Origin of the sequence: Methanothermobacter sp. KEPCO 2 (assembly GCF_041228365.1) — an archaeon.
Lineage (GTDB): Archaea > Methanobacteriota > Methanobacteria > Methanobacteriales > Methanothermobacteraceae > Methanothermobacter > Methanothermobacter marburgensis.
In genome coordinates this window covers 1,457,948-1,483,273 of sequence record NZ_CP166185.1, presented here as the reverse complement: position 1 = coordinate 1,483,273, position 25,326 = coordinate 1,457,948, and the positions used below count along the sequence as shown (strand labels likewise).

Here is a 25,326-nt window from a genome sequence, read left to right as displayed (position 1 = left end):
TCAGGTTTTTCAAATTGCATGTGGTTAACCCGCCAGAAAAATCCCTAGGAGGAGGAAGCTGAGGCAGTAGATGTGGATCCTGGGGGCTGGGAGTGTGAGGTATGAAGCCATTGAGGACTCTGTTATGATCCCCTCCGGCACCTCAATGCCGAGAACAAGGAGCGTCATTGCAATGGCAAATATTCCATCCAAAATGCCTCAATTCTGTTCTTATTCATGCTTCACCCTCAATAAAAGGATTCCAGGATTCTCCTGCTCTTTATGACCCCCTCATAGTTATTCAGTTCTATCACCCCACGGTCTATCCCCCTGAGGAGTTCAAGGTCAACCGTGCCCTCCCCCAGGGGGAGGTGCTGGTCCCTTTCACCGTTGTTGTCGCTCAGGTGGTGGTGGGCTATTCTCTCCATGCTGAGGAAATCCTCAAGGAAACCCGTGGTGTTTGCATGGCCCACATCCACAGTCACATATGATCCGCATTCCTCTGAGAATTCTGCAAGCTCACTGGGGCTGTTGCAGAGGTATGAGAACCTGCCCGGCATGTTCTCAACTGAGAACCTTACCGATGAATCCTCTGCATGGGCCACACAGTTTTTAAGTGTTTCAGCTGCGAATTTAAGGGCAGCGTTCCTTATCCTCTCCTCCCTCCTGTGCACAAGACCCGGGTGGGTTGTTACGGTCGTTGCCCCTATCCTTGATGCGAGTTCCACCGTCTCAATCATCTGTCTTTCTGTCTCCTCCCTTACGCCCTGGTTCATGCTGCCAGGGTTCAGGTCTATGGTGGGGGCGTGGAGGAGTATCTCAAGGTCAAAGGATTCAAAGACATCCAGTGCTGCCCCATCTTGAAGGAGCCTCCGGGGCCAGTAGGGTCCCTCGCAGAGTATCTCAATGAGCTGGAAGCCGTCCTCCTCTGCTTTTTCCAGGATGTTCTCCATTGGTTCCATGAACAGTGCCAGGGTTGAAAATCCGAGCCTCATATAGATCCCGGTTGGTTTTCTATTCAGCCGGCCTTATGAGTGTTTCCATTCCCTCTGAAAATGAAAGATACTTATAGGTGCCTGGATCTGCAGGGTCCCTGCTGTGTGAAAGGCGTTTAGAGTGCCCCTGCACTATAGAATGAATGGTAAGTGCATTCCCGTTCACAGTGACAATCTGTGGTGATCACCACTGTTTTAGTGTTATCCTGAATTACTTCCATCACACCACCAAAAAGTATATATAAAACAGGATATATCAGAAAATTGATATATCACTTTCTGGAGATGTCCTGATGTGTGCAGAAAATGACCCCCATGGAGAGGGGGGACAGTTTGACGAGAAGATAATAAAGAGTTTCATGAGGGGATTCGGAAAAACAATGATCCTCTGGATGATAAGCAGGGAAAAGATCCATGGATACGAGATAATGCGACGACTTGAGAAGTTCTACTCGATCAAGGGGATGCACTGCCAGGAGATCAAACCGCCCGGTCCAAGCGTCATCTACCCAGTACTCCACGACCTGGAGAAGAAGGGACTCATAAGGGGTTCATGGGAGATGCACGGGGAGAAGAGGGTCAAGTACTACGAGATAACCCCGCTGGGAAATGAAACAATAGAGAGGATCCGTGATATAATGAAAAACCACATCTCAAGGATATGGGAGGACTTCTGGAACGACATGTTCCCATGTGAGAGGGAGGAGGAAGAATGAAATATGCCATAGAGACCCACGACCTCACAAAGGTCTACGGGGACTTCAAAGCAGTTGACAGCCTTAACATGAAGATAGAGAAGAACTCCATCTTCGGGTTCCTGGGGCCCAACGGGGCAGGTAAGACCACAACCATAAAGATGCTCACCTGCCTCATACCACCAACTTCAGGTACAGCCCGTGTCGCCGGATACGATATACTGGAGAACCCCGACGAGGTGAGACAGCAGATAGGTATGGTCCCCCAGAAGGTCAGCCTCTACGAGGACCTCACAGCAAGGGAGAACGTGGAGATGTGCGCAGACTTCTACGGGATGCCAGAGGACCTGAAGGAAACAAGGATCGATGAACTCATGGAGCTGGTTGACATAAAGTACGCGGCAGATAAACCCGTTGGACAGATGTCGGGGGGACAGCAGCAGAAGGTTTCACTGGTTGCAAGCCTGATACACCAGCCAGACATACTATTCCTCGACGAACCAACCATAGGGCTGGACCCGACAACAAAGAGGGTGCTGTGGGACCTCATCGAGGAACTGAACAGCAGCGGCCACACAATCATACTCTGCTCCCACGACATGTACGAGGTTGAACTCCTCTGCGACTACGTGGGTATAATAAATCAGGGCTTGCTAGCAGCCTTTGACACGCCCCAGGGCCTCAAGGACACCGTTATAAGGGAGGAGGAATCCCTCAGGGCACGGGAGATTGGCACCATACTTGAAAGAATTCAGGAGGAGACCCCTGAATCCGAAAAAAGGGTCATTGAGGAAATGAAAAAATCCGGGACCTGCGCCGGTAAGGAACTCAGCATGCTGATCACCGACCTCAGCGACGAACTCATAGCTGAACTTGAATCCCTCCCGGTTACCCTGGAGGTTAAAAGGCACCACACCGGCAGGATAATACTTGAACTGGATGAGAGCTGTGACACTGCCATAAATGATGTCCTCGGGGCAGTTATAAGGAACAATGCCAGGATCAGCTCAATTTCAACCAGGGACCCCTCACTTGAGGATGTATTTATGAAGGTTACAGGGAGGTAACCGTTATGGAAATGAAGAAGGTAATGTGGATGCTCAAGAAGGACCTCATAGTCCTCTGGAGGCACAAACCCCGCCTCATATCAATCATACTGTTCCCCATACTCATGATAACCCTCTTCGGTTACGGTATGGGCGGTACACTGGAGAACATACCGGTGGTTATAGTTGAGCAGAGCAGCGGCCCCCTCACAGACCAGACCGTCGCTGCAATGAGGAACATGAGCCTCTACGATATTAAGGATATCATGAAGGACCCTGAAACCGCAAGGGACATGGTGGATGCAGGGGAGGTCAAGGCGGCCATAATACTGCCCCCCAACTATGACAATCTCACAGACGAGCCAACAGTGGTCATGTACCTTGACTCCTCTGACCAGCTGGCAAGTCAGGCCCTGGTACCTGCAACCCAGGCACTGTTCAGCAGGCTTTCAGGTGAAATTGCGGTTCAGAAGATGCAGAGCCCCGCTGTGAATATTCAGAACCAGAATTCAACCCCCGGGGAGACGGGCTTTCAGAGCATCGTGAGCACGATAAACTTCCAGGTTGACAGAATCTACGGGGACGTCAAGTACATGGATTTCCTGGTGCCTGCGGTACTTGCAATGACCATAATGTTCTCCTGCATGTTCGGTATGGGACAGTCAATTGCAGGTGAAAGGGAGAGGGGAGAACTCGCACGTCTCTTCATGACCCCCACAAGCGTTTCAACAGTTGTTGGGGGTAAAATAATCTCAAAACTGGTTATAGAAAGTGGAAGAGCATTCCTGCTGCTCTGTGTGGCCATACTGCTCTTCGGAATAAAGATCAACGGCAGCATGCTCCTTACTGTCCTTCTACTTGTACTCACAGCACTGTGCTTTGTGGGATTCGGAATAATGATATCAGCGAGGGTGGGGACCCAGGAGGACTACATGCAGATGGTTATGCCCTTTGCAATGCCCATGATGTTCGTATCAGGGGTCTTCTACCCCATCGAGACCATGCCATGGGTGTTCCAGAAGCTGGCCTACGTGGTGCCCCTCACCTATGCCAACGACGCTCTGAGGTCAGTGATGCTGAAGGGTGCAGGTGTCGGGGACATCTGGCTTGACCTGGCCGTGCTTGTGGGATTCACACTCCTGTTCTTTGCAATGGGGGTTACCAGGTTTAACAGGGACATTTAGGTTGTAATACTAAATTTCAGGTGGTAATATGATGAGGAAAGGTTTAATTGCGGCACTTATAATCATTGGGATGGTTTTAAGCCCTGTATCAGCTGCAGACTGGCCCCTCTTCCATGGGGACCAGCAGCGCACAGGTTTCTCTGAGGAGCCAAGTGACTTCTCAGCAAGGACATGGTATCTCTCCATCGGCGGGATAAAGTCATCACCTGCAATATTCAACAAGGTTGCCTACATCGGCTCAGTCGATGGAAAGGTTTATGCGGTGAACCTCGAGACCGGTTCAGTTGTCTGGAGCTACCGGACAGGAGGCGCGGTTGTATCATCCCCTGCGGTGGTCAATGGCACCCTTTATGTGGGTTCAGGGGACGGATACCTCTACGCCATAGACACAGACACCGGTGACCTCGAATGGAAATTTAAAACAGGCAACAGGATAGAGTCATCTCCTGCAGTGAGTGGGGGTACCGTATATGTGGGGTCAGACGACTGCAGGCTCTACGCAGTTGATGCAGATGACGGTTCAAAAAAGTGGGAGTTCTATGCCGGGGAGGCTGTTAAATCATCACCACTTGTGGTGAACGGAACCGTCTACTTTGGATCATGCAACGGCAATGTCTATGCCCTATCAGAGTCCGACGGAAAGGAGAAGTGGAGCTACACAACCGGTGACCAGGTCATCTCATCACCGGCCTTCTGGAACGGAACCATCTACGTGGGGTCAGATGACGGGAACATGTATGCCCTATCAGAGTCCGATGGAAGCGCGGTCTGGAGGTACAGCCTCGGTGACAGGGTCAGGTCAACACCAGCCATTGACACAGAGGAGAACAGCCTCTTTGCTGGATGCGATGACGGCAACGTGACCTCCCTTGACACAAGGACAGGCACCCTGAAATGGTCATTCAAAACAGGCGGGGCCGTGAGATCAGCGCCGGCCCTCTTTGAGAACATGGTGGCTGTGGGCTCAGATGACGGGACACTCCACATCCTCAACAAGTACACAGGGAAGGAGGAGTGGAGCTACTCACCGGGTTACTACCTTTTCAACTCACCGGCAAGTTCATCACCCGTAGTCTACGGCAAGACCATCTACTTTGCAACAGAAAACGGCTACATCTACGCCCTTGACTCCAAGAAGAAGGAGGGCCCAACCTCACCATTCGCATACTATGTGGCGGCGATAATAATAGCCATCATAGGGGCTGGAGCCGTGATAAGAAGGGTTGCAAGGAAATAAACCCTTCTTTTTTATTTAAAAAACTGAAGGTGAAGGTATGTTCAGGACACTCATAATCTATGAGAGCACCTACGGCTCCACAGAGGAAGCCGCATCAGCCATCGGGAGAATACTCGGGCCCTCAAGGTGCTGCACCACAGAAGAGTTTCAGGAAGACTGCAGGGAATTTGACTTCTTCGTTATCGGTTCTGGGGTTTACAGGGGCCGTTTACACGACAGAATAACCGATTTTATAAAGAAAAATCCCTGGCTTCGTGATAAACCCGTGGCGATATTCTCAGTTTCCCTGAGCCGGGACGATGGTATAAGGGCTCTCAGTGAGGCTGAAAAACTTCTTGGGGGTGCTGTCCATTCAGCCACCCTTGGTGGGCGCATGATCCTTGAAAGACTCTCTGATGGGGATCTTGAGGATCTCAGGAGGTTCTCCGAGGTTGCTGGAATTGAAATTAAGGATTCTGACATCTTTGATATCTCAGAGGTGATTGGAGTTGCCCTTGACCTTAAAGAAATCAGGGACTCGCTTATGACTGACATTGATGAGGATAAACTCCGTGAATCCATTGATGAGTTTCTGAGGTCCCATAACACATGTGTCCTTGCAACCTGCCATGGTAACCGACCAAGGGCAACACCCCTTGAATACGTGTACGACGGTGAGTCCATATACGTGATCACCGAGGGTGGGGAGAAATTCGCAGGTATCCTTGAGAACAGCAACGCCTCTGTTGCAGTTTACGAGGACTACACATCCATGAGCAATCTGGCAGGGATGCAGATAACCGGTGCTGTGGATATACTGGATGAAGAGGAATCAGAGAGGATCTATAATCTAAGGGGCCTCAATCCTGAGTCCATGAGAAACCTCCCCGTGGATATGAATGTCATAAGGATCTCCATCCAGAGTGTAGAGTTCCTTAACAGCAGGTTCAGGGATGCCTCAGCAGGCGCGAAACAGGTTCTCTGGTTTAAATAGAAACCCTGGAATAGTTTTATGGAATGCCCGGAATTTCCTATTCATTCATTTTTAGTAAATTAATTCTCAGTCACGTATGGGGAGTGATTCTTCATAGAAGCTGCTTAAAATACTGAAAATCTTGAAAAAATAATCATAATATTCAGAATATGTGAATAAACTATTACAATCCTGTGAAAATTGGATATTACATTGAGGTCAGCTGAAATGGTATGAAGACCCTCTTAATTTCTGATAAAGTATTATGCTGGGGTTAAGTGAGAAGTCAATGACTCTTCTGAATCCCCTGATAAAGAGTAAAGTTCCTGAAAATTCAGTGCATATAAAATATAAAAGAATGGAAACCTGTGGCTTCCATCTTTTATATCCCTAATCCTTTCTGAGCTGGATTTCTATTGCTGAAACATTGGTAGCGGTTCCCTCGTTACCAATGATCTCCTCTGTACATATGTCGATGTTCTCTATCTGTATGTCTGGTATGAAACGGTTCCTGACAATCTCTGCAACATCAACAGCCCTGCTTATAGCTCTTCCACGGGCTTTAAGGATCACTTCACTGGTTCCACCGTTCATCTGAGTCACTACGGCCAGAACATAGTTCATTACAGGCTTGTTTCCGATGTATACTACATTCTCCTCTGACATCACTTAACCTCCAAGAGTGTCTGTAATAAAGATAGAAACCCCAGATTATATAAAGTTTGTGATATGCTAATTAAAAAATTTAATAACTTCTGGACTTAACAGCTTCAAGTATCCTTCCACCGGTTACACATGCACCCCTGAACCCTGCAGTGAGGGCAGAGCCATGCATAACATCGATTAGCGGCGCCCCCAGTGATTCTGAAAACCTTGTCTCTGCAACTCCACCGAGTATGACCTCAGGTTCATTCCTGATAAGCGCATCCTCCAGCTCAGAGAGATCAGCCCCAACCAGGACCTCAGACCTCACACCAGTTCCAGAGAGGTTCTCAAGTGTGTACTCACCAATCATGTCCATTGCCACCACAGCAGGTTTCATTCCAAGTTCAGTTACAAATCCGGCCAGTGCAACGGCCCTTGTGGGCCCTGAAACTATACCGACCCTCACACCATCCAGTTCCGATCTCAGACGATCCCTTTCCTCAGCGTATTCACCGAGTTCGTCCTGGAGGGTGTAATCAATGCTGAGGTGTTCAAGTATCACCTCATAGAACCTTAGGGTGTTTGAAAATCCCAGGGGGATTGGGTGGTGGATGAAGGGAATCCCGAATTCCTCCTCGAGAAACCTGCAGGGCCCTATTCCTGATACATCACAGAAGGAATAGTTCAGATGGGCTGACGCGATTCTCTCAATGTCACCGACTGTGCTCCCGGATGTGAGAACACAGTTCACAGAAACACCCATCCTGCCCAGGGTATCCACAATATGGTGGAGGTCGGGGCCGCCCCTGAACTCACCTATGATGTTGATTGATGGCTCATCTGATGGTTTCGCATCAGCTGCAATGGACTCAAGGAGTGCCATCATGACCTCAAGGTATCCTTCGCCCTGGTTTGACTCAAAGCCCCCTGCACTGATGGTTATGATTTTAGAGTCGATTTCCCCCTTAACCTCCTCTGCAGCCCTACCTATATCCTCACCTATTATGCTTGTTGCACAGGAGCTCATAACAGCTATGAGTTCCGGTTTAATGGTTCTGTCAGCATCAACTATGGCCTTTTTGAGTTTATCGGCTGCCCCGAATACCACATCTGATTCAGTGAGTTCTGTTGATAGAACCCTTATTCTCTTACCTCCCCTTGCCGTCAGAAGGTATCCGATGTGGTATGCGCAGCCCCTGGGACCATGGATGAGTGGTACAGCATTGCGGATGCCTGAAACAGCCCTTACAGCCCCGAAGAGTTTACATGTTGATACTGGCTCCATCGGTACACCTATTTGAGGCTCAGGATCTTGTTGATGGCATCGAGGACCGCCTCCACACTCGCCATCACTATATCCTCCCTGGTGGATCTTCCTGTTGCCTTGTTGCCGTCGGCGTCACTCATGACAACGAAGACCTCTGCAAGGGCGTTGGTACCGCCTGTTATTGCCTCTATGTTGTACTCATCAAGTTCTATATCTGCTGTTTCACTTACAAGGCTCTGTATGGCGTTTATGGCCGCATCAACTGGTCCCACACCGGTCATTGATGTTGTCTTGATCTCATCTCCAATCCTCAGCTTCACTGTGGCCGTTGGCATCACACTCTCACCTGTCATCACAGCTATGCCCTCAAGCTTCACGATCTCCCTTGTTGCCTTTCCAAGGATTGTGACGGCCATTGCCCTGAGATCTGCGTCGGTGATCCTTTTACCCTTATCACCGAGTCTCTTGACCTGTTCATAGAGGGTGCAGAACTGGTCCTCGTTCATATCTATGCCGTATTCCTGAAGCTTTGATCTGAGGGCATTGGCCCCTGTGTGCTTGCCGAGGACTATCCTCCTCTTGTGGCCAACCATCTCAGGTGTTATGGGTTCATAGGTTTCTGCCTTCTCAAGAACCCCATGGACGTGTATGCCGGCCTCATGTGCAAAGGCGTTTTCGCCCACGATTGCCTTGTTGGGGGGCATCCTTACCCCCGTTATCTTTGATACAAATTCCGAGATGTTCACAAGTTCCGTTGTCTTTATGGTGAGGGGGAGGTCATAGCGGGTTATAAGGGCCATCACAACCTCCTCGAGGGCTGCATTCCCTGCCCTTTCACCGAGCCCGTTGATGGTTGCATGTACCTGTGATGCGCCTGCCTCCACCGCTGCAAGGGAGTTTGCAACGGCCAGTCCAAAGTCATTGTGGCAGTGGACGCTTATGGGTGTCCTGAGCTCATCCCTGAGGCCCCTTATGAGGTGGTTCATGGCCCGGGGTATCATCACCCCAACTGTGTCCGGGACATTTATCATGTCGGCCCCTGCATCCTCTGCGGCCCTGTATACCTCCACAAGGTAATCAAATTCTGTCCTTGTGGCGTCCTCGGCAGAGAATTCCACCCTGAGCCCATGTTCAGCCGCATATTCCACCCCGAATACCGCCCTGTCTATTATCTCCTCAGGGGACATTTTGAGCTTGTACTTCCTGTGGAGGGGTGAGGTCCCTATGAAGGTGTGTATGTAGTCAGCGCCGCAGTCAATAACAGCGTCTATGTCCTCCCTGAGCACCCTTGCCAAACCACAGGTGTTCGCATCAAGTTCCAGGTCGACTATCATCTTTATGGATTCCATCTCCCCTGGGGAGGCTGCAGGGAACCCTGCCTCTATTGTGTCAACTCCAAGGGAGTCCAGTTTCCTTGCTATGCATATCTTCTCATCCACCGTGAGCGCCACTCCCGGTGTCTGCTCACCATCCCTGAGTGTTGTGTCAAATATTCCAACCGTCTCAGGTAGCTTCATTTCTGGTTTAACCTCTTCTATGTACATTTAAATTCCCCGTGGTCTGGCCTTTTATCATGATCTATATGCTGCCACAATTAAAAGCTTTTACACAGCAGACTTATAAGTTATAAGTTATAACTTAAAAGTCAGGAAAAGATTTCTGCCGTCAGAGACGGGGTCCTGGATATATTTAAACCGCCATGCTGAGACTCAGAAAGTTCCTGAGGCCCGGTGCTAGGCCGAGTATGAATATCACAAGTTTAAGTAGATCCGAGTCCCCGGGGTCCTCAACGTACCTGTCAATGGCATAGAGCGCCGCCAGTATGACCGCTATCTTGAGTGGGAACATCACAAGGGCAGTACCAGTCAGGGCCGTGAATGCCGATGGCAGGACATGCTGCTCAGCATAGCCATAGAGGTCAACCGCAACGTAGGTTGAGGATGCATCAAAAAGGTGCGCGTATACCACGTAGAGGTTCATCCTGTCCCTTAGAAGTTCCCATTTAAGACCTATTATATAGAAAAGGAATGCAGATGCCATGAATACTCCCAGTACAGAGAAAAATGGTACTGGATTGATTTTCTGCATGCTTATGATGTTTGGTATGGAAAGAACCGCCCCTGTAGCAAATACAAGCTTTCTGTAATCCCATCCATAAAGTTTCTCAAGTTTAACCGAGACGAGGAGCGCTGCTATTGCCGTGAGTCCCACAAGGATGTATATGCCAGGGGTCACAAGGAGATGGGTGAGTGGATAGATCCCATTATCAACGAGGGCCCTTGCACCTGACCCGAGAAATATGAAGGGAAGCAGTGGCACCAGGAGTTCCCCAGGATCCTTTTTAAGCCACCTGAACATTCTGAGTATGATGAGAACAGCAACTCCTAGTACAAGGCCGAAAACAACCGTGTTGAGGGGTGTGTAGCCAGGGTGGAGGTAGAAGAAGTTGCTCTCCAGGAACTTCTGAAGCTCAGATATCATTTCTCATCCTGCCTATGAGTTTTTTGTTGATTACCTCCCTCACAATCAGGGGAAGAGGTGTCCTTCTTCCCTCAGGTCTGGTTCTACCCCTTCTTATACCCTCAATTATATCATCAGCGGTATTTTCAGACTCCACAAACGTGAATGAACTTCCAACGGCCTCCACAAAGTGTGCGTCGCTTGCACCTATCTCAGGGATGCCCCTCTTTCTTGCGAATTTCCTTGCCCTCCAGTTGGAGTAACCAACTATGTAGCGGGAGTTGAGGGTTTCAACTGCATCAACACGGAGGTTTCTCTCGTTCACAAAGAGTCCCTGTCTGTACCTGACAAATGGGTGTGGTATTATGGCAAGTGCGTCCTGTGAGTGTATCTCATCCAGGGTCTCTGCAGGTGTGAGGCCCCTCTGTATTTCCTCCTGCACACCCAGTGCCACTATGTGGCCTGCGGATGTGCTGAGCTCCACTGCAGGGACCACCGTGACCCCAAATTCTGCTGAGTCCTCCATTGCAATCAAGGATCCCTTCATTGTATTGTGGTCTGCAATCGCAACTGCATCGAGGCCCACAAGGGAGGCCCTCTTCAGCACATCCCGTGGCGTTCCCCTTGCATCCCCTGAGTATACCGTGTGTATGTGGGGGTCAATCCTTATCATGAAATCACCTTAACAATTACCCTCATGTTCCATTGGACCCATCAGTGCATCACCCTGTATTCTATGCTTCCTATGAGCCCCACGGGCCCTGTCATCATGACGTCCCCTGCCGGTGCAGCATGGTGGACCCTGAGGGATGTTTCATCGAGAATACTCCTCTGTGGACCAGTTGCAATAACCACCTCAGGCTCACCCACCCCTCCGAGGACATGGGCACCATGCCCCCCGTCGCCATGGACCTCCCGGTGGGTTATCTCCCCATGGGCGAGTTTCAGGAGGAGTTCCTCAAGTTTTTCAGGGGACATCATCCTTGTGTGGTGCTCCATGACCCCATGTATCCTGCCATCCAGTATGCTGGCTGCCAGGGTGTGGCCGTTACCCACATCAACAGCGACGAGCGGCCCATCGGAGTCCACTTCGGGGTCAAGGAGTGCCCCTGCTATTGAGGCGAACTTGGAATCCATCATAAGGATCGGGTGCTCAGCTGCATCCTCAATGGATTTCATCCTTGTGAAGTGATCTGGGACATTGCCAAGGTATGAGAACTCCTGAGGTTTCAATGGTTCTCTGAGTTTCTCCCTGATCTTCATGAAGCGGAAGTTCCTATCACCCATATCACCACCCGCACCATGGTCCTGAACAGCCACCCCCATGAAATCGATTTCCAGTTCAACGTCAAAGTGTGCCAGGGCCCCTGCTATGGCCCCGAGATCAACATCCCCTAACTTCACCCTCCTCAGGCCAGGGTCCCTCTCTGATATTTCTATCCCCATTGCCCTGACCCTTTCAAGATCATCCCTGATGGTCCTTGCTGCCTCAGGGGTCATTACAACACGGTAGCCCCTCTCAAGGTGTTCCATTATGGCCCTGCTCACGGGTCCCCCGCCCATTGTCTGGCCATGAATGAAGACGTCCTCACTGATTCCCCTGATCCTTTCTGCGATTATCCTTGTGGGTGAGGGCATCACCATCTTTATGGAATTTTCAATTCTATCAACTTCCGTGTCATGGTACATTATATCCTGGGTCCCTGCCCCCACATCAACTGCAAGTATCTTCATGTGGGAATCATATCTTCCCTCCATTTATTAACCATTTCCTAAATGTACAGATATGTACTGTAAAGTTTTAAATAGTTCTTTAAAGAGACATCATGCATGTAAATGCTGATGATAACACGACCGGATCATGAAATCCAAGGTGATACCATGAACAAGATTGTTCTTGACGAAAATGAAATACCAAAAAAATGGTACAACATCAACCCGGACCTGCCATCACCACTACCCGAACCCAGAAACCCGGAGGGCGGAGAGAACATAGAGAACCTTCCAAGGGTGTTCTCAAGGGGTGTCCTTGAGCAGGAGATGTCAATGGAGCGCTGGATAAAGATTCCCAAGGAGGTCAGAGATGTCTACAAGATGATCGGAAGACCCACCCCACTCTTTCGGGCAAAGGGCCTTGAGGAGATGCTTGACACCCCCGCCAGGATATACTACAAGAGGGAGGATTACTCACCCACAGGAAGCCACAAATTGAATACTGCGATAGCACAGGCATACTATGCCCGCGAAGATGGCGCTGAAAGGCTCACAACAGAAACAGGTGCTGGGCAGTGGGGAACAGCCCTCTCGCTTGCATGTTCACTCATGGACCTCCAGTGCAAGGTCTACATGGTCAGGGTTTCCTTCAATCAGAAGCCCTTCAGGAAAACAATAATGCAGCTCTACGGTGGCGAGGTTGTCCCATCACCAAGTGACCATACCGAATTCGGAAGGAAAATACTCAGTGAGGACCCCGAACACCCGGGCTCCCTTGGCATAGCCATATCAGAGGCAATGGAGGAGGCCCTACAGTATGAAAACGTTTACTACTCCCTTGGAAGCGTCCTAAACCACGTTCTGCTACACCAGACCGTGATAGGTCTTGAAACACAGAAGCAGCTGGAAATAGCAGGTGAAACACCTGACGTCATGATAGGCTGTGTTGGAGGGGGCAGCAACTTTGGTGGGGCGGTTTTCCCATTCATAAAGGATAAAATTGATGGTAAACTCGACTGTGAATTCATAGCAGCTGAACCAAGATCCTGCCCGACCCTCACCCAGGGAGAATACCGGTACGACTTCGGTGACACTGCTGGTATGACGCCCCTCCTAAAAATGTACACACTCGGCCACGACTTTGTACCCCCATCTGTACACGCAGGCGGTCTGCGATACCATGGAATGTCACCGCAGGTTGCACTGCTGGTGAAGGAGGGCATCATCAAGGCCAGAGCCGTGGCGCAGCATAAAATATTTGAGAGCGGTGTTAAATTTGCAAAGGCCGAGGGGGTTGTCCCTGCACCGGAAACCTGCCACGCCATAAGTGTTGCCATGGAGGAGGCCAGAAAGTGCAGAGAGACCGGTGAGGAAAAAACCATAGTCGTAAGCTTCTCTGGCCACGGGCTCCTGGACCTCAAGGGTTACGGGGACTATCTTGAGGGCAAAATCTGATAGCCCCGATTGAATTCATGGGAATTTCTGGCTGAAACTCCATACCTGGAACTCCACTGGATTTCAGCCACGAAAATCCCGTATCTCCTTCTTCAATACATATAAATACCATCATCACCTACACTAAATTAGTTTATATCAATCTCATCAAGGTGATCTGATGGACTACAGAAATATCGTTATCGGTGCCATGATCCTTATCATAGCACTGATGGTCGGTTTCAATGTTGCCCTGTACATGGGGGCCCAGGAACAGAACGTAACCCAGCTGGACTGGGCTGACAACGCAACAACAGATATGAGTTTTGCAAATGAATCCCCTGCACCGGTCAGCACCGACAACACCATAAAAACCACAAAGAGAACCAGGACAAACATCACACCCGGTGAAGAAAACACCACAGCACCTGAAGAACCCGAACCACCGGCTCAAAATCAAACCACATAAGGAGGATCAAGATTGTACAGAATAGGTGAAGCACTCATAGGAAGCGGCAATGAAGTCGCCCATATAGATCTCATCATAGGTGATAAGGAGGGAAACGCGGGGGCGGCCTTTGCAAATGGCCTCACCAGCCTTTCCCTTGGTCATACACCACTTCTTTCGGTGATAAGGCCCAACCTCATGACAAAACCCGCAACCCTCATAGTACCCAAGGTTACGGTGAGCTGCCTTGAGGACGCCGACAAGGTCTTCGGGCCGGCACAGACAGCGGTTGCCCGTGCAGTTGCCGATGCGGTTGAGGAGGGAATAATCCCCGAGGAAAAGGTTGAAGACCTCGTGGTAATTGTCAGCGTATTCATACACCCTGAGGCAGAGGACTACCGCAAGATATACCAGTACAACTACGGGGCAACCAAACTGGCCCTCAGAAGGGCCATGGAGAACTACCCATCAGCAAGGAAGGTCCTCAGTGAAAAGGACCGGGGAAGCCACCCCATCATGGGCTTCAGGGCAGTCAGGCTCTGGAACCCCCCCTACCTGCAGGTTGCCCTTGACCTTGACAGCATGGAGGAGATGGATAGGATCATTGACGCTCTCCCCAACAGGGAAAGGATACTCCTCGAGGCCGGAACACCCCTCGTCAAGAAGTTCGGTGTTGGTGTCGTGAGCAGGATAAGGGAGCTTCGAAGGGACGCCTTCATAATAGCCGACCTCAAAACCCTTGACGTTGGCAGAATAGAGGTTAAGATGGCCGCAGATGAGACGGCTGATGCAGTGGCCATATCAGGTCTTGGAACCGTTGAATCCATTGAGAAGGCCATCCACGAGGCCCAGAAACAGGGCATATACTCCATACTGGACATGATGAATGTTGAAAACTTCGTTGATAAACTCAGGGGCCTCAGATATAAGCCAGACATCGTCCTCCTCCACAGGAATGTGGACCTTGAAACCCTCAGGGCAGAGCGTGGAGAGGATATTGGTGAAATGAGCGAATGGGGCAACATCAGGGAAATAAAGGATATACTTGGCCCTAGGGGTCTTGTGGCCGTTGCAGGCGGTATAACGCCCTCCAAGATGCAGGAGGCCCTTGATAGCGGCGCCGACATAATAGTGGTTGGAAGGTACATAATCGGCTCAAGGGATGTTAGGAGGGCCGCCGAGGACTTCCTGGAGCACATGCCCCAGGACCCCGACACCATGAGACTGCCCCTTGACGAGGACGAGTCAATCTAGCCAGGAAGGGGGTTGCATATGATAGTGGGTATATGTGGAAGCCCCAGGAAACAGGCCACCCATTACGTGCTTGAGAGGGCCCTTGAAACACTGGCGGATGAGGGGTTTGAAACCGAATTCTTCGCTGTGAGGGGTAAGAACATCTCGCCCTGCAGGCACTGTGACTACTGCCTCAGGAACAGGGAGTGTGTGCTGAGGGACGACATGTACCCCCTCTACGACCTCCTGAGGGGGGCCCAGGGAATCATAATTGCAACCCCTGTCTACAATGGTGGTGTCAGCGCCCAGGTGAAGGCCATAATGGACCGCTGCCGGGCGCTTGGCGCAGAGGACTACGACTCCCTGAGGGGAAAGGTGGGCATGGGCATAGCTGTTGGTGGTGACAGGTGCGGGGGGCAGGAACCCGCCCTCATGCAGATACACACCTTCTACATCCTCAACGGAGTAATACCAGTAAGCGGGGGGTCCTTCGGAGCAAACCTGGGTGCGTGTCTCTGGTCAAGGGACACCGTCGAGGGCGTTAAGGAGGACTCCTACGGGTTTAAAACCCTTGATAAAACCCTCAAAATGTTTAAGAGAATTCTGAATTCCCGGGCCCCATAAGCTATTTTTTTATCATGGCAACTTCGACCCAAAGGCTTATTTAAGGCGCTATCAGATTTATTTTTCCGGTGATTCAATGGCATCTTCAGGTACCTCCAAACTTCTAAAGGGCAGCTTCTTTATAATAATCGGCAACCTCCTTTTCAGGGTGGGTGGATACATCTACCGGGTTCTAATGACACGTCTCCTCGGACCCGAGGGCTACGGACTCCTGGGACTGACACTCCCATTCCAGGGGATATTCCAGATACTGGCCGCCGGGGGTCTGCCGCCGGCAATAGCCAAGTATGTGGCCCAGCACCGGGCCCTCAAGGAGGATGAGATGGCCAGGCAGGTTGTTGTAACCGCGCTGAAGGTCATGATATTTCTTGGTCTGACGTTTTCCCTCGTAATGTTCTTCACAGCCCCCTGGCTTGCAAACCAGTTCTTCCATAAACCAGCAGCCCAGTACCCCCTGCAGGCTGTTGCACTTATAACACCCTTCAGTGTTATAGTGGGTGCCTTCAGGGGCGCATTTCAGGGCATATACCGGATGGAGTACGTCGTGGTTACAAGGGCGGTTGAGCAGGTTTTCATGATAACCCTCGCAGTTGTCTTTGTGATGGCTGGTTTCTATGCAGCAGGGGCGGTTATGGGTACCGCCATGGGTTTTCTTGCCTCGGCCATATCAGCTATCCTGATATTCAAAAGGCTGATGAACAGCTACTTCCCGCCTGCTCCCCCAGAAAAGAGGCTGACCCTCAGGGAGGAGCTGGGGCTTGTGAAAGTGCTTCTCTCATTCTCCATCCCCGTTATAATCACCGCCCTCTCTGAGATGGCAATATATGATATAAGTGTATTTGTGATAGGGGTTTTCATGGCGACAACCTCTGTGGGGTACTACACTGCGGCTGATCCTGTTGCAAGGCTTCCTCTTGTAGTATCACTCTCTGTGGCAACTGCTGTTCTTCCTGCGGCCTCAGAGGCCTTCGCCCTGAATGACAGGAAGCTCCTTGAAACCTACATTGTACAGTCATACAGGGTCGTGACTCTCCTTGTACTTCCCATGTGTGTTGGCATAGCCGTCTTCTCAGAACCCCTCCTTGAACTCCTCTTTGGGAGCAACTTCATCTTCGGTGCCGGGGCCCTGAGCATACTGGTTGTTGGGATGAGCTTCTACACCCTCTTCATGATATCCTCAAGCATCGCCCAGGGGATAGGTTACCCCCGTCTTCCAATGTACGTGCTGGTTGCTGGAACTGTCATAAACCTTGCACTGAACGTTGCCCTCGTACCATTACTTGGAATCGAGGGGGGAGCCCTTGCAACAACAATCGCAGCACTTATCATAATGATCATCATCCTCTGGAAGACCTCAGAGATAACCGGTGTGAAGCCACCTGGCCTCTCACTTCTCAGGATAGGATTCGCATCAGGGGTTATGGGTGTCTTCATGCTGCTCCTTCCCCAGACCATAATGGGGCTCCTTCTGGCAATAATCCTCAGTCCCCTGGTTTACGGTGCGAGCCTGCTCCTTATAGGTGGTGTTGAGAAGAGGGACGTGAGGCTTTTGAGGAAGTCTGCATCAAGGATGGGTCCCCTCTCAGGAGCCATGAACAGGGTGGCTGACCTCATGGACCGCTGGGCAAGGTGATGGCATAAGAATATAAAGAACAAGATCCATAGGTTCTACAATGAGCTTCAGCTGCAGAATTGCCATTGACGGAACCGAAGTCCCCGTGGATGAGAGAAGGTTCAGACTTCTCAGGCTGATCCAGAGCAGGGGTTCCATAAGCAGAGCAGCAGAGGAGGCTGGTATCCCCTACCGCAGCGCCCTTGCCTATATAAAGAACCTTGAGGAACTCCTCGGTGAAGAGGTCGTGGAAACCAGAAGGGGCGGTAAAGGTGGGGGTGGAGGTAGCAGGCTCACAGAAACAGGCATCAGGGTCGTCCTTGAGTATCTTAAATTAAAGAGGGCCCTTGAAAGGCAGATTTCCAGTAACGAAATCAGGGGAACTGTTGAGGAGATTTCAGGGGATGGTTCAAGGATAAGGGTGGGGAACTCCCTCATGGAGGCACCAATGGTTGAGGGTTTATCCCCTGGAGATGAGGTCATACTCCTCGTTGACCCTGAGGACATTGTGCTCATGGGTGAAAGGTACGATACCAGCATGAGGAACATCATTCCAGGAACTGTTACAGGCCTTGAACTTGATGGGGACACTGTGACTGTCAGGATCAATGCAGGGGACATTAAACTCAAGACCCGCATAACACGGGAATCTCAGCGTAAAATGAAACTGAACCCTGGATCCGATGTATATGCTGGTTTTAAGGCTGTTGCTGTTACTGTTCTTAAGATATGACGGATTGGTGGTGATTTAATTGAAGATCATTGTGGATCCAGATAAATGCACCGGATGCGGTGAGTGCCGTGAGGCCTGTCCCAAGGGGGGAAGGATATGGGCCATAGACAGGAGAAATCCTGCCCGGGCCTCAAACCTTGAATTCTGCCACCAGTGCATGATATGTGCAAGTAAATGTCCTGAAGGCGCCATAAGGATCATAAGGGATGATAACTATGAGAAGAAGTCTGAAGACCCGGGAAACCCTTGAAACCCATGTGAAGGTTGATCTTAACCTTGATGGTAGTGGAAGGTCAAATGTGAATACAGGTCTTGGATTCCTTGACCACATGCTTGGATCACTGGCCCGTCACGGGCTCATGGACCTTGAGGTGGAGGCAAGGGGAGATCTGGAGGTTGACGACCACCACACGGTTGAGGACGTTGCGCTGACACTGGGCGAGGCTCTCAGGGAGGCCCTCGGTGATGGAAAGGGTATAAGGAGGATGGCCCATGCTATGGTCCCCATGGATGAGTCCCTGGCCACCGTTGCACTGGACCTGGGTGGAAGACCCTACACAGTACTTGAACTTGATTTCAGCCGTGCAAAGATTGGGGACGTATCATCAGATAACATAGGGCATTTCTTTGAATCATTTGCGGCTTCTGCGGCCATTAACATCCACGCATCTGTGAGGGGAAGTAACGACCACCATAAGGCCGAGGCACTCTTCAAGGCGCTTGCAATGGCACTCAGGGACGCTGTACGGGTTGAACACGATATGATTCCAAGCACCAAGGGTAGATTGTAGAGAATCTGTGGATGGCGACGTGCACCTTAAAGTCATTTCATTTGTACCCTAGTATTTCGCATAGGGGAGTTCAGTTGCCATATCATTGCAGATACGCGTTTCAGGTTTGGATGCAATTTATTAAGAGGTTTTCGCTTAATTAATCATAGGATCTGCCGTCTAAGACATGATAATTGACCTCAGTCTGCATCACAATCCATCACTGGAAGAATCTGATTACAAAGTAGGGGGTGATTGGTTTGTGTGAACTTCTGGGGTTCTGTTTTAACCGGGAAGTGAAACCATCCTTTTCCCTCAGGGGTTTCAGGAAGAGGTCAGAGAATAATCCAGATGGCTGGGGGCTGGCCTTCTATCCGGATGAATCGGTACAGGTTTACAAAGAGCCATGCCCATCAAAGGAGAGTCCGCTGTCACAGTTCCTGGAGAACTATGAACCCATAGGTTCCAGGATCATAATATCCCATATACGTCAGATAACCAGCGGGGATAGGTCCCACAGGAACACCCACCCCTTCCAGAGGGAATGGGACGGACGGGACTATGTCTTCGCCCACAACGGTACCCTCAGCATTGACAACCCTGAGGGTGGAAGGTATAAGCCCGTTGGGACAACTGACTCCGAGATCGCATTCTGCCACATCATGAATCGCATAAGTGAGAAGGGCGTTAAATTCAGGGGTGATGAGGATTACGTGTGGCTCTGGAGCGTCCTGAATGAAATAAACGGACATGGAAGATTTAACTGCCTCCTATCCGATGGTAAACACCTTTTCTCCTATCATGACATTAGGGGATACAAGGGTCTCCACCAGTTGCATCGAAAGGCGCCCTACGGTCCTGTTGAACTCCTTGATGACGATTACCAGATAGACCTCGCCCATGAGAAAAAGCCTGATCAGGAGGGTTACATAATCGCAAGTAAACCTCTGACCAGTGAAAAATGGGAGGCCTTCCTTCAAGGAGAATTGAGGGTCTACAGAGATGGGAAGTTAATCTTCAGGGTCAGTGAGGAGAGCATCTGACGACGTACGACAGCCAATTTCAACCAAGATCCATGCCATCTATTTTTTATATGGACCGCTGGACCAGTGATATTAAGCATACGGAATATAAACCATGCTCTGGAACGTTGCAAAGGTGAGAATTAAATCCCCGTTGAAAGGCTCATATATCAGAAAAAATAAGTGGTTGAAGATCTATTCTGGCTTGGCCAGAAGATCCTTCTTGCTAAGTGTTTCGCCTTCCTTACCGTGTGGTGTTCTCAGCACGGTGTCGTTGGCCTTTTCGATTTCCCTTGCTTCAATTGCAAGTTTGGCAGCTGCAGATAGCATTTCGTGTGCTGAGGCAACGATTGGTATGTACTGGTCAGGGTCCTGTACCATGAAGCAGCCCCTGACGTCTATGTCAGCCACCTTGGTTGCTATCTCATATGCAGCCATGGCCTTGGCCTTTGCATATGGGTTGGTGTAGCCTGCTGCCTCAACCGCCTTATCTGTGTCTATTACCACCTGTGGAAGTTCAGGTGCCTTTCCGGCTTCAACATCCGCGATCATTGCATCGATTGTGTTCTGCACAACCCTGTATGCGCCTGTGAATGCAAGGACCTTTATAACGTCAGAGTTGAAGGATGCCATCTCTGTTGGGTCCAGGAACTCCCTTCTTGCCCCTATCATCGGGTCGGCCTTTACTATTATGTATCCAAGTCCCTGCTCCTCGATTTCATCCTTGACCCTGAGGCCTGGTGCGTCACCTATGATCATGGCTGGAACATCAGCCGCTGAAAGGAGCTCCCTTGCCTTTGCAGGGCCAGGTGCACCGGGGTTTGGGCTTATGAATATAACAAAGTCCCTCTCCATTTCAAGCATGGTTGGTACTGCCCTTTCGATTTCATCGGGGTTCATTTTTGCACCTGAACCCACGACACAGACATCTATGTTTGGCCTGTCTGCCCTCTCATCAAGTAACAGGTCCAGCACAGGTGAGGTCCCGATGTTACCACATTTTATTATACCAATTTTTACAACCATTAGATCACCAGAATCTTATTATTTTGCGCCTTATTAAGTATTTTATGATTTAAAGATTATGATTAAGCTTTTATACCAGTAGTATATTTTTTACCTTTTCTGGGATCATGATGATTAAAATTTAAATTATAGTTAATATCTTAATCATTTAATTTAATATTAGGTTTATTAATCCTCCTCCCTTTCAACCACAAGAACGTTGCCTGTGAATATTTTTGAGAAGATCTCCCTCCTTATCCTGATCCTTCCCATGGCAGGGTCAGCCAGGGTGATGTTTCTATCATCAACCGAGAGAACAACGGTGTAGTGTGCCGTGTCACCGTACCTTACAAATGCGATGTGATTCCTTCTCAGATCCGATATTTCCATCCTGACACCCCTTGCACTCAACCCCTTCGAGGTTGCTGCGAGTATCAGCCCATACATGGTGGTCCCTGATTCGTCTGTACCTGCAAGCTCCGCCAGTTCTGCCTCGCTGCAGTGAACTCCAAGGTTTCTGAGAACCGTGGCAAGTGCCGCCGGGCCACAGCTGTAGCCGCTGCTCTGCCTCACTATAACCTCATCACCCAGAGATGATTTCATATTAAAAACCTCCATTTTAATACCAGTATTCATAATAAATTATTAATTATTATTAATAAATGTATATGATTGAAGTGAAACAGAAGCCCATGGGCTAATATAACGCACGGCGGTCTTGCTTCAAATGAAAAGGAGGTTGAACGAGCAGCGGGCAAATGCCCTGACCATCACCCAGAATAGTGGTTCCTCAAAGAATTAATGACCTGAAGGTATCCATCAGCTACCTGAAACCTTTTCGGGCATCCCAGATGCGCTTCATAGACCTAAATCCACCCCGGGGACCCGCGACCTCATGGAAATCATCAATGAGCCCCATCAATTTTCTGATGGCCCGCTCAGCATCCCCTACAATTCCTGAGGATTCAGGTGGTTTAACATCATCCACCACCTCACTCAGGCTGGCAGAATCAACCACAGGTATCCCCACCTCACCTGCAAGGTCCACACTAGCGTGTCTCTCATGGAAGCCCCGGAGCTTAATTGCCGGAACACCCAGCACCGCAGCCTCGATGGTGAGGCCCATTCCCGCCCCGTATATAACAAGGTCAGCGTAGGCCATGAGGGATGGAAGATCAACAAACCCCTCAAGGACCTCAGTCTTCTCTGAACCTACGAAGCTCCTTACATAATGTGGACTGAAGCGGAAGGGTACCACTATAATGCGTCTTCCAAGGGCTTCAACTCTTGATATGAGGTCAGGTATATCCCTCCTTCGCAGGTCGCCTCCAAGGACCAGGAGAGTGTAATTCCCGATACCTGGATCCTCAGTCTGGAGGCGGCTCACATAGAGGGCGTGGGGGTAGCCACCTATGACCTCAACATTCTCAAGGAGGTACGTATCCTCAAGGTAATCCCTGTAGCGGGTGGATGGTGCCGTTACAATGTCTGCAAACGCTATCATTTCAATGGGGTTGTAGATGTCCTGTTCAATATGAAGGACACCCCTCCCCCTGAGATATGATGCTGCGATGGCCTTCCTCACATCCCCTGCATTCCCGCATGTGAGCACGAGATCCGGGTTTATTTTTCCAAGGTGGCGCCAGGTAGCTGCAATATCCCTCAGGACGAGGTATGCGATTTCCATCTTACCCCCGGATCTGCTCCTGCTGGTTCCCATGGAATAGTACTCCTGGCAAAGGTCTCCCAGGACCTCCCTCACCCCCCCACCATGGCACAGGCAGTGGTACTCATATCCAGATTCCTGCATCAGTGGATGGAAGGTCTTTGCAGGTGCCAGTTCAGCTGCAACCGCCAGTTTCAGGATAACACCTCCAGAGGACATATATAATTGATATGATGGCCACCATGTAGAACAACCAGACCACAAGGTCTGTTGGGCCTGTTTCAACCCAGATTATGGTATGGGCCAGAATTACTGAATAGATACCTGTGAAGATTCCATTCAGTGATATCTGAATCCTGTGCATTAATCCAAGAATCAGGCCCAGGAGGAACATCTGGATAACCATTGCAGGAAGCCCGAAGTCCAGGAGCGGGGGTCCGAATATGAGTGATGTTGTTGAGTGCCTGTAGCCAAGCACGGCCTCACCGACGATTGCCCTTGGATCAGTTGAGTGCAGGTATCCTGTAAGGGTGTAATAGAGGAGTTTACCGGCAGTTGCTCCCTGATGGTCCAGAAGCCTATCAAATACCATGAGGGTGTAGCTTGCCCTGTAGAGGAGGAGTTCCAGTGGATTGAGGGTCCAGGTCTGCCATTCAATTGATTTAACAGCAATGTAACCGACTGCTATTGCCACAATGGCAAGAGCTGATATTAGGAGGCCTATCTGGCGGGGGGATGGCCTTGCAGAATAGTAGATGGTTATGATACCGCTCAGCAGTATAACCACAACGGTTGTCCTGTAGCCTGTGAGGGCAAAGAGTGTGGCGCCAATTATAAGTGGAATACAGTACCTCCTCCTGGGATAAGCTGCAAGAAGCATGTTAATTGATGGGAGGAATATGAGGTATGAGAGAAGCCACATCTTCGTAACCGCCCTTGCCTTGAGATAACCGCTGAGTAGTGGGATTCCACCCAGAAGATAAAGGTTCAGTGCCTGTAGAATGATTCCAGACGTGACAAGAAGTACCAGGAGTGCTTCCGGTGGATTTCCTGGGCTGGCAGGTTTCTCTGTTCGTATCCTTCCAGACATATATACTCCAAGGATGAATATGCTGGCACCCAGGACTATATAGAGAACTGAAAGCCCTGATGGGAGTATCAGGCCCCTGATGCCCATCAGTGCCCCTGAAAGGGCAAGTACAAGGTATATGAGCAGCGCTATAATGACAGAATAGGGAGAGAATATATCAAACCTCATCCTGGAGCTCCCATGCATTCCTTGTGAAGTTTGCGGCAAAGGTGGGACATGATGCTACATGTATGTGCACGTAACTTGCAAGGGCCGATCCAGAGGTTATTCCATCCATGGAATCCATTATACCCCTTCCCCTGAGCACCCTGAAGGCAAACTGCGCATCTCCAGTGACTGAGACCCTTGAGTAGTGGAATTCATGTCCCCTGAACACATCCCCCTCCCCTGTTATCAGGTTGTCAGAGACCGCCTCAGAGATCACGTAACTCAGTCCCTGGACATTTTTCGTCATCTCAGCATCGTAGGGGAACACACCACACATCTCGCGCCCATCAATGGACCTCATCAGGTACATAAGGCCGCCACATTCCCCGAAGATGGGTCTGCCGTCTGCGTGAAACCTCTTCACCGACATCCTCATGGATCTGTTGGATTCGAGTTCCCCTGCAAAGACCTCAGGGTAACCGCCCCCTATGTATACCGCGTCAACATCAGGAAGCTCCTCATCATGGAGGGGGCTGAAGTAGACAACCGAAGCCGCGTTATCCTCAAGGGCCTCCATGTTCTCCCTGTAATAAAAGTTAAAGGCCTCATCAAATGCCACGCCTATTTTAACCTTCCTTTTGTTCTCCCTCTGCCACAGAGGTTCCCTCTCCCCATCAATTTTCCCCGCAGACGCCATTATATCCTCAAGGGCCTCAAGGTCCAGGTACTCCTCCATTGCACTGCCCCATCTCTCAATGTAGGATGCTATCTGTTCCCTTTCAACGGCAGGTACAAGTCCAAGGTGCCTCTGCTCAACCTCCAGTTCTGCACTCCTTGGTATCCCCCCCACCACCTCAGTGCCTGTGAGTTCCTCCACAGCCTCCTTTGTCTTGAGGTAGTGTCTCCTGTTCTTAACCTGGTTCAGGATAACCCCCCTGATTTTAACCTCAGGGTCAAGGGACCTGAAACCCAGCACCATGGCTGCCGCGCTTTTAACAAGGCTTCTTGAATTTATTATGAGAACCACAGGGGCCTTGAGGGCCTTTGCAACTGAAGCAGTGCTTCCAGTGTCCCCGGTTGAACTTATACCCTCATACAGTCCCCTGACGCCCTCTATTATACCCATTCTGGCTCCAGATATCTTCATTGCCCTTGTGAAGGCCTCCCTTATCTGGGCATCTGTCATGAAGAAGGAGTCGAGGTTCCTTGAGATGTTGCCTGTGGCCATGGTGTGATACGATGGGTCTATGTAGTCCGGACCCACCTTGAAGGGCTGGATGCCCCTATCTGAAAGTGCCCTCATTATCCCGGTCGCTATGGTGGTCTTGCCAACTGCGCTCCCTGTCCCTGCAAGTACAAGTCTCATATA

27 protein-coding genes are annotated in these 25,326 nt (G+C 50.2%); 14 read left to right on the top strand and 13 right to left on the bottom strand.

Features of this window, described 5'->3' with window-relative positions; all coding sequences use genetic code 11:
* Nucleotides 1-24: 24 nt before the first annotated feature.
* Nucleotides 25-192, bottom strand: a complete 168-nt coding sequence (locus tag AB9H23_RS07930; protein WP_321211374.1) for a TMEM175 family protein — start codon at nt 190-192, stop codon at nt 25-27.
* Nucleotides 193-227: 35 nt separating this feature from the next.
* Nucleotides 228-974 carry a sugar phosphate isomerase/epimerase family protein gene (locus AB9H23_RS07925; RefSeq protein ID WP_370004699.1) on the bottom strand — a complete coding sequence of 249 codons (747 nt, stop codon included), beginning with the start codon at nt 972-974 and terminating at the stop codon, nt 228-230.
* Nucleotides 975-1,267: 293 nt separating this feature from the next.
* Here AB9H23_RS07925 and AB9H23_RS07920 point away from each other — a divergent pair, with 293 nt between their 5' ends.
* From AB9H23_RS07920 to AB9H23_RS07900, 5 genes are read left to right on the top strand one after another with little or no spacing between them, the layout of a single operon-like run.
* On the top strand, nt 1,268-1,690 hold the full coding sequence (locus AB9H23_RS07920) for a PadR family transcriptional regulator (protein WP_370004698.1): 423 nt from the start codon (nt 1,268-1,270) through the stop codon (nt 1,688-1,690).
* Nucleotides 1,687-2,736: an ATP-binding cassette domain-containing protein gene (locus AB9H23_RS07915; RefSeq protein WP_370004697.1), complete on the top strand. Its 1,050-nt coding sequence runs from the start codon at nt 1,687-1,689 to the stop codon at nt 2,734-2,736. The genes AB9H23_RS07920 and AB9H23_RS07915 overlap by 4 nt, the downstream gene beginning before the upstream one ends.
* Nucleotides 2,737-2,741: 5 nt before the next feature.
* Nucleotides 2,742-3,899, top strand: a complete 1,158-nt coding sequence (locus AB9H23_RS07910) for an ABC transporter permease (protein WP_013294908.1) — start codon at nt 2,742-2,744, stop codon at nt 3,897-3,899.
* Nucleotides 3,900-3,927: 28 nt separating this feature from the next.
* Complete coding sequence (locus AB9H23_RS07905) at nt 3,928-5,136, top strand: PQQ-binding-like beta-propeller repeat protein (RefSeq protein WP_370004696.1); 1,209 nt, start codon at nt 3,928-3,930, stop codon at nt 5,134-5,136.
* Between the two features lie 37 nt (nt 5,137-5,173).
* Entirely contained in the window at nt 5,174-6,109 is a 936-nt protein-coding gene (locus tag AB9H23_RS07900) for a pyridoxamine 5'-phosphate oxidase family protein (protein ID WP_370004695.1), read from the top strand.
* Nucleotides 6,110-6,478: 369 nt separating this feature from the next.
* On the opposite strand, the gene albA is transcribed toward AB9H23_RS07900, so the two are convergent.
* The 6 genes from albA to AB9H23_RS07870 form a co-directional block, all read right to left on the bottom strand.
* Nucleotides 6,479-6,754, bottom strand: a complete 276-nt coding sequence (albA, locus tag AB9H23_RS07895) for a DNA-binding protein Alba (protein WP_013294904.1) — start codon at nt 6,752-6,754, stop codon at nt 6,479-6,481.
* A gap of 79 nt (nt 6,755-6,833) precedes the next feature.
* The gene (locus AB9H23_RS07890; RefSeq protein WP_370004694.1) at nt 6,834-8,018 is read right to left on the bottom strand and encodes a nitrogenase component 1; all 1,185 of its coding nucleotides are present in this window, start codon (nt 8,016-8,018) and stop codon (nt 6,834-6,836) included.
* Nucleotides 8,019-8,026: 8 nt separating this feature from the next.
* Complete coding sequence (locus AB9H23_RS07885; protein WP_370004693.1) at nt 8,027-9,544, bottom strand: 2-isopropylmalate synthase; 1,518 nt, start codon at nt 9,542-9,544, stop codon at nt 8,027-8,029.
* A 145-nt stretch (nt 9,545-9,689) separates the two neighbouring features.
* Nucleotides 9,690-10,481: a DUF63 family protein gene (locus AB9H23_RS07880; protein ID WP_370004692.1), complete on the bottom strand. Its 792-nt coding sequence runs from the start codon at nt 10,479-10,481 to the stop codon at nt 9,690-9,692.
* Nucleotides 10,471-11,133 carry a PHP domain-containing protein gene (locus tag AB9H23_RS07875; RefSeq protein WP_370004691.1) on the bottom strand — a complete coding sequence of 221 codons (663 nt, stop codon included), beginning with the start codon at nt 11,131-11,133 and terminating at the stop codon, nt 10,471-10,473. Before AB9H23_RS07875 ends, AB9H23_RS07880 begins: the two co-directional genes overlap by 11 nt.
* Nucleotides 11,134-11,174: 41 nt before the next feature.
* Nucleotides 11,175-12,218, bottom strand: coding sequence for a DUF1786 domain-containing protein (locus AB9H23_RS07870; RefSeq protein WP_370004689.1), 1,044 nt, complete (start codon nt 12,216-12,218; stop codon nt 11,175-11,177).
* 123 nt (nt 12,219-12,341) lie between these two features.
* Here AB9H23_RS07870 and AB9H23_RS07865 point away from each other — a divergent pair, with 123 nt between their 5' ends.
* From AB9H23_RS07865 to AB9H23_RS07825, 9 genes are all read left to right on the top strand, one after another.
* Nucleotides 12,342-13,628 (top strand): TrpB-like pyridoxal phosphate-dependent enzyme, encoded by a 1,287-nt coding sequence (locus tag AB9H23_RS07865; protein WP_370004688.1) that lies wholly within the window; start codon nt 12,342-12,344, stop codon nt 13,626-13,628.
* A gap of 160 nt (nt 13,629-13,788) precedes the next feature.
* Nucleotides 13,789-14,076 carry a hypothetical protein gene (locus tag AB9H23_RS07860; RefSeq protein WP_370004687.1) on the top strand — a complete coding sequence of 96 codons (288 nt, stop codon included), beginning with the start codon at nt 13,789-13,791 and terminating at the stop codon, nt 14,074-14,076.
* Nucleotides 14,077-14,088: 12 nt separating this feature from the next.
* Nucleotides 14,089-15,309 carry a bifunctional 5,6,7,8-tetrahydromethanopterin hydro-lyase/3-hexulose-6-phosphate synthase gene (locus AB9H23_RS07855; RefSeq protein WP_370004686.1) on the top strand — a complete coding sequence of 407 codons (1,221 nt, stop codon included), beginning with the start codon at nt 14,089-14,091 and terminating at the stop codon, nt 15,307-15,309.
* A gap of 18 nt (nt 15,310-15,327) precedes the next feature.
* A complete protein-coding gene (locus AB9H23_RS07850; protein WP_370004685.1) occupies nt 15,328-15,912 on the top strand; it encodes a flavodoxin family protein in 585 nt (194 codons plus the stop codon).
* Between the two features lie 76 nt (nt 15,913-15,988).
* Nucleotides 15,989-17,545: an oligosaccharide flippase family protein gene (locus AB9H23_RS07845; RefSeq protein ID WP_147671293.1), complete on the top strand. Its 1,557-nt coding sequence runs from the start codon at nt 15,989-15,991 to the stop codon at nt 17,543-17,545.
* A gap of 40 nt (nt 17,546-17,585) precedes the next feature.
* Nucleotides 17,586-18,257: a TOBE domain-containing protein gene (locus AB9H23_RS07840; RefSeq protein ID WP_147671294.1), complete on the top strand. Its 672-nt coding sequence runs from the start codon at nt 17,586-17,588 to the stop codon at nt 18,255-18,257.
* A gap of 19 nt (nt 18,258-18,276) precedes the next feature.
* A complete protein-coding gene (locus AB9H23_RS07835) occupies nt 18,277-18,507 on the top strand; it encodes a 4Fe-4S binding protein (RefSeq protein WP_147671295.1) in 231 nt (76 codons plus the stop codon).
* A complete protein-coding gene (gene hisB, locus AB9H23_RS07830; protein WP_147671296.1) occupies nt 18,473-19,048 on the top strand; it encodes an imidazoleglycerol-phosphate dehydratase HisB in 576 nt (191 codons plus the stop codon). The genes AB9H23_RS07835 and hisB overlap by 35 nt, the downstream gene beginning before the upstream one ends.
* Before the next feature lie 239 nt (nt 19,049-19,287).
* A complete protein-coding gene (locus AB9H23_RS07825) occupies nt 19,288-20,070 on the top strand; it encodes a class II glutamine amidotransferase (RefSeq protein ID WP_370004684.1) in 783 nt (260 codons plus the stop codon).
* Between the two features lie 174 nt (nt 20,071-20,244).
* On the opposite strand, the gene AB9H23_RS07820 is transcribed toward AB9H23_RS07825, so the two are convergent.
* The 5 genes from AB9H23_RS07820 to cfbB all read right to left on the bottom strand — a co-directional run bounded on the left by AB9H23_RS07820 (nt 20,245) and on the right by cfbB (nt 25,323).
* The gene (locus tag AB9H23_RS07820; protein WP_370004683.1) at nt 20,245-21,075 is read right to left on the bottom strand and encodes a F420-dependent methylenetetrahydromethanopterin dehydrogenase; all 831 of its coding nucleotides are present in this window, start codon (nt 21,073-21,075) and stop codon (nt 20,245-20,247) included.
* Between the two features lie 168 nt (nt 21,076-21,243).
* A complete protein-coding gene (locus AB9H23_RS07815; RefSeq protein WP_370004682.1) occupies nt 21,244-21,657 on the bottom strand; it encodes a cysteine peptidase family C39 domain-containing protein in 414 nt (137 codons plus the stop codon).
* 220 nt (nt 21,658-21,877) lie between these two features.
* Nucleotides 21,878-22,939 (bottom strand): hypothetical protein, encoded by a 1,062-nt coding sequence (locus AB9H23_RS07810; RefSeq protein WP_370004681.1) that lies wholly within the window; start codon nt 22,937-22,939, stop codon nt 21,878-21,880.
* Complete coding sequence (locus AB9H23_RS07805) at nt 22,896-23,978, bottom strand: oligosaccharide repeat unit polymerase family protein (RefSeq protein ID WP_370004680.1); 1,083 nt, start codon at nt 23,976-23,978, stop codon at nt 22,896-22,898. The genes AB9H23_RS07810 and AB9H23_RS07805 overlap by 44 nt, the downstream gene beginning before the upstream one ends.
* Nucleotides 23,968-25,323, bottom strand: a complete 1,356-nt coding sequence (cfbB, locus tag AB9H23_RS07800) for a Ni-sirohydrochlorin a,c-diamide synthase (RefSeq protein WP_370004679.1) — start codon at nt 25,321-25,323, stop codon at nt 23,968-23,970. Before cfbB ends, AB9H23_RS07805 begins: the two co-directional genes overlap by 11 nt.
* Nucleotides 25,324-25,326 lie beyond the last annotated feature (3 nt).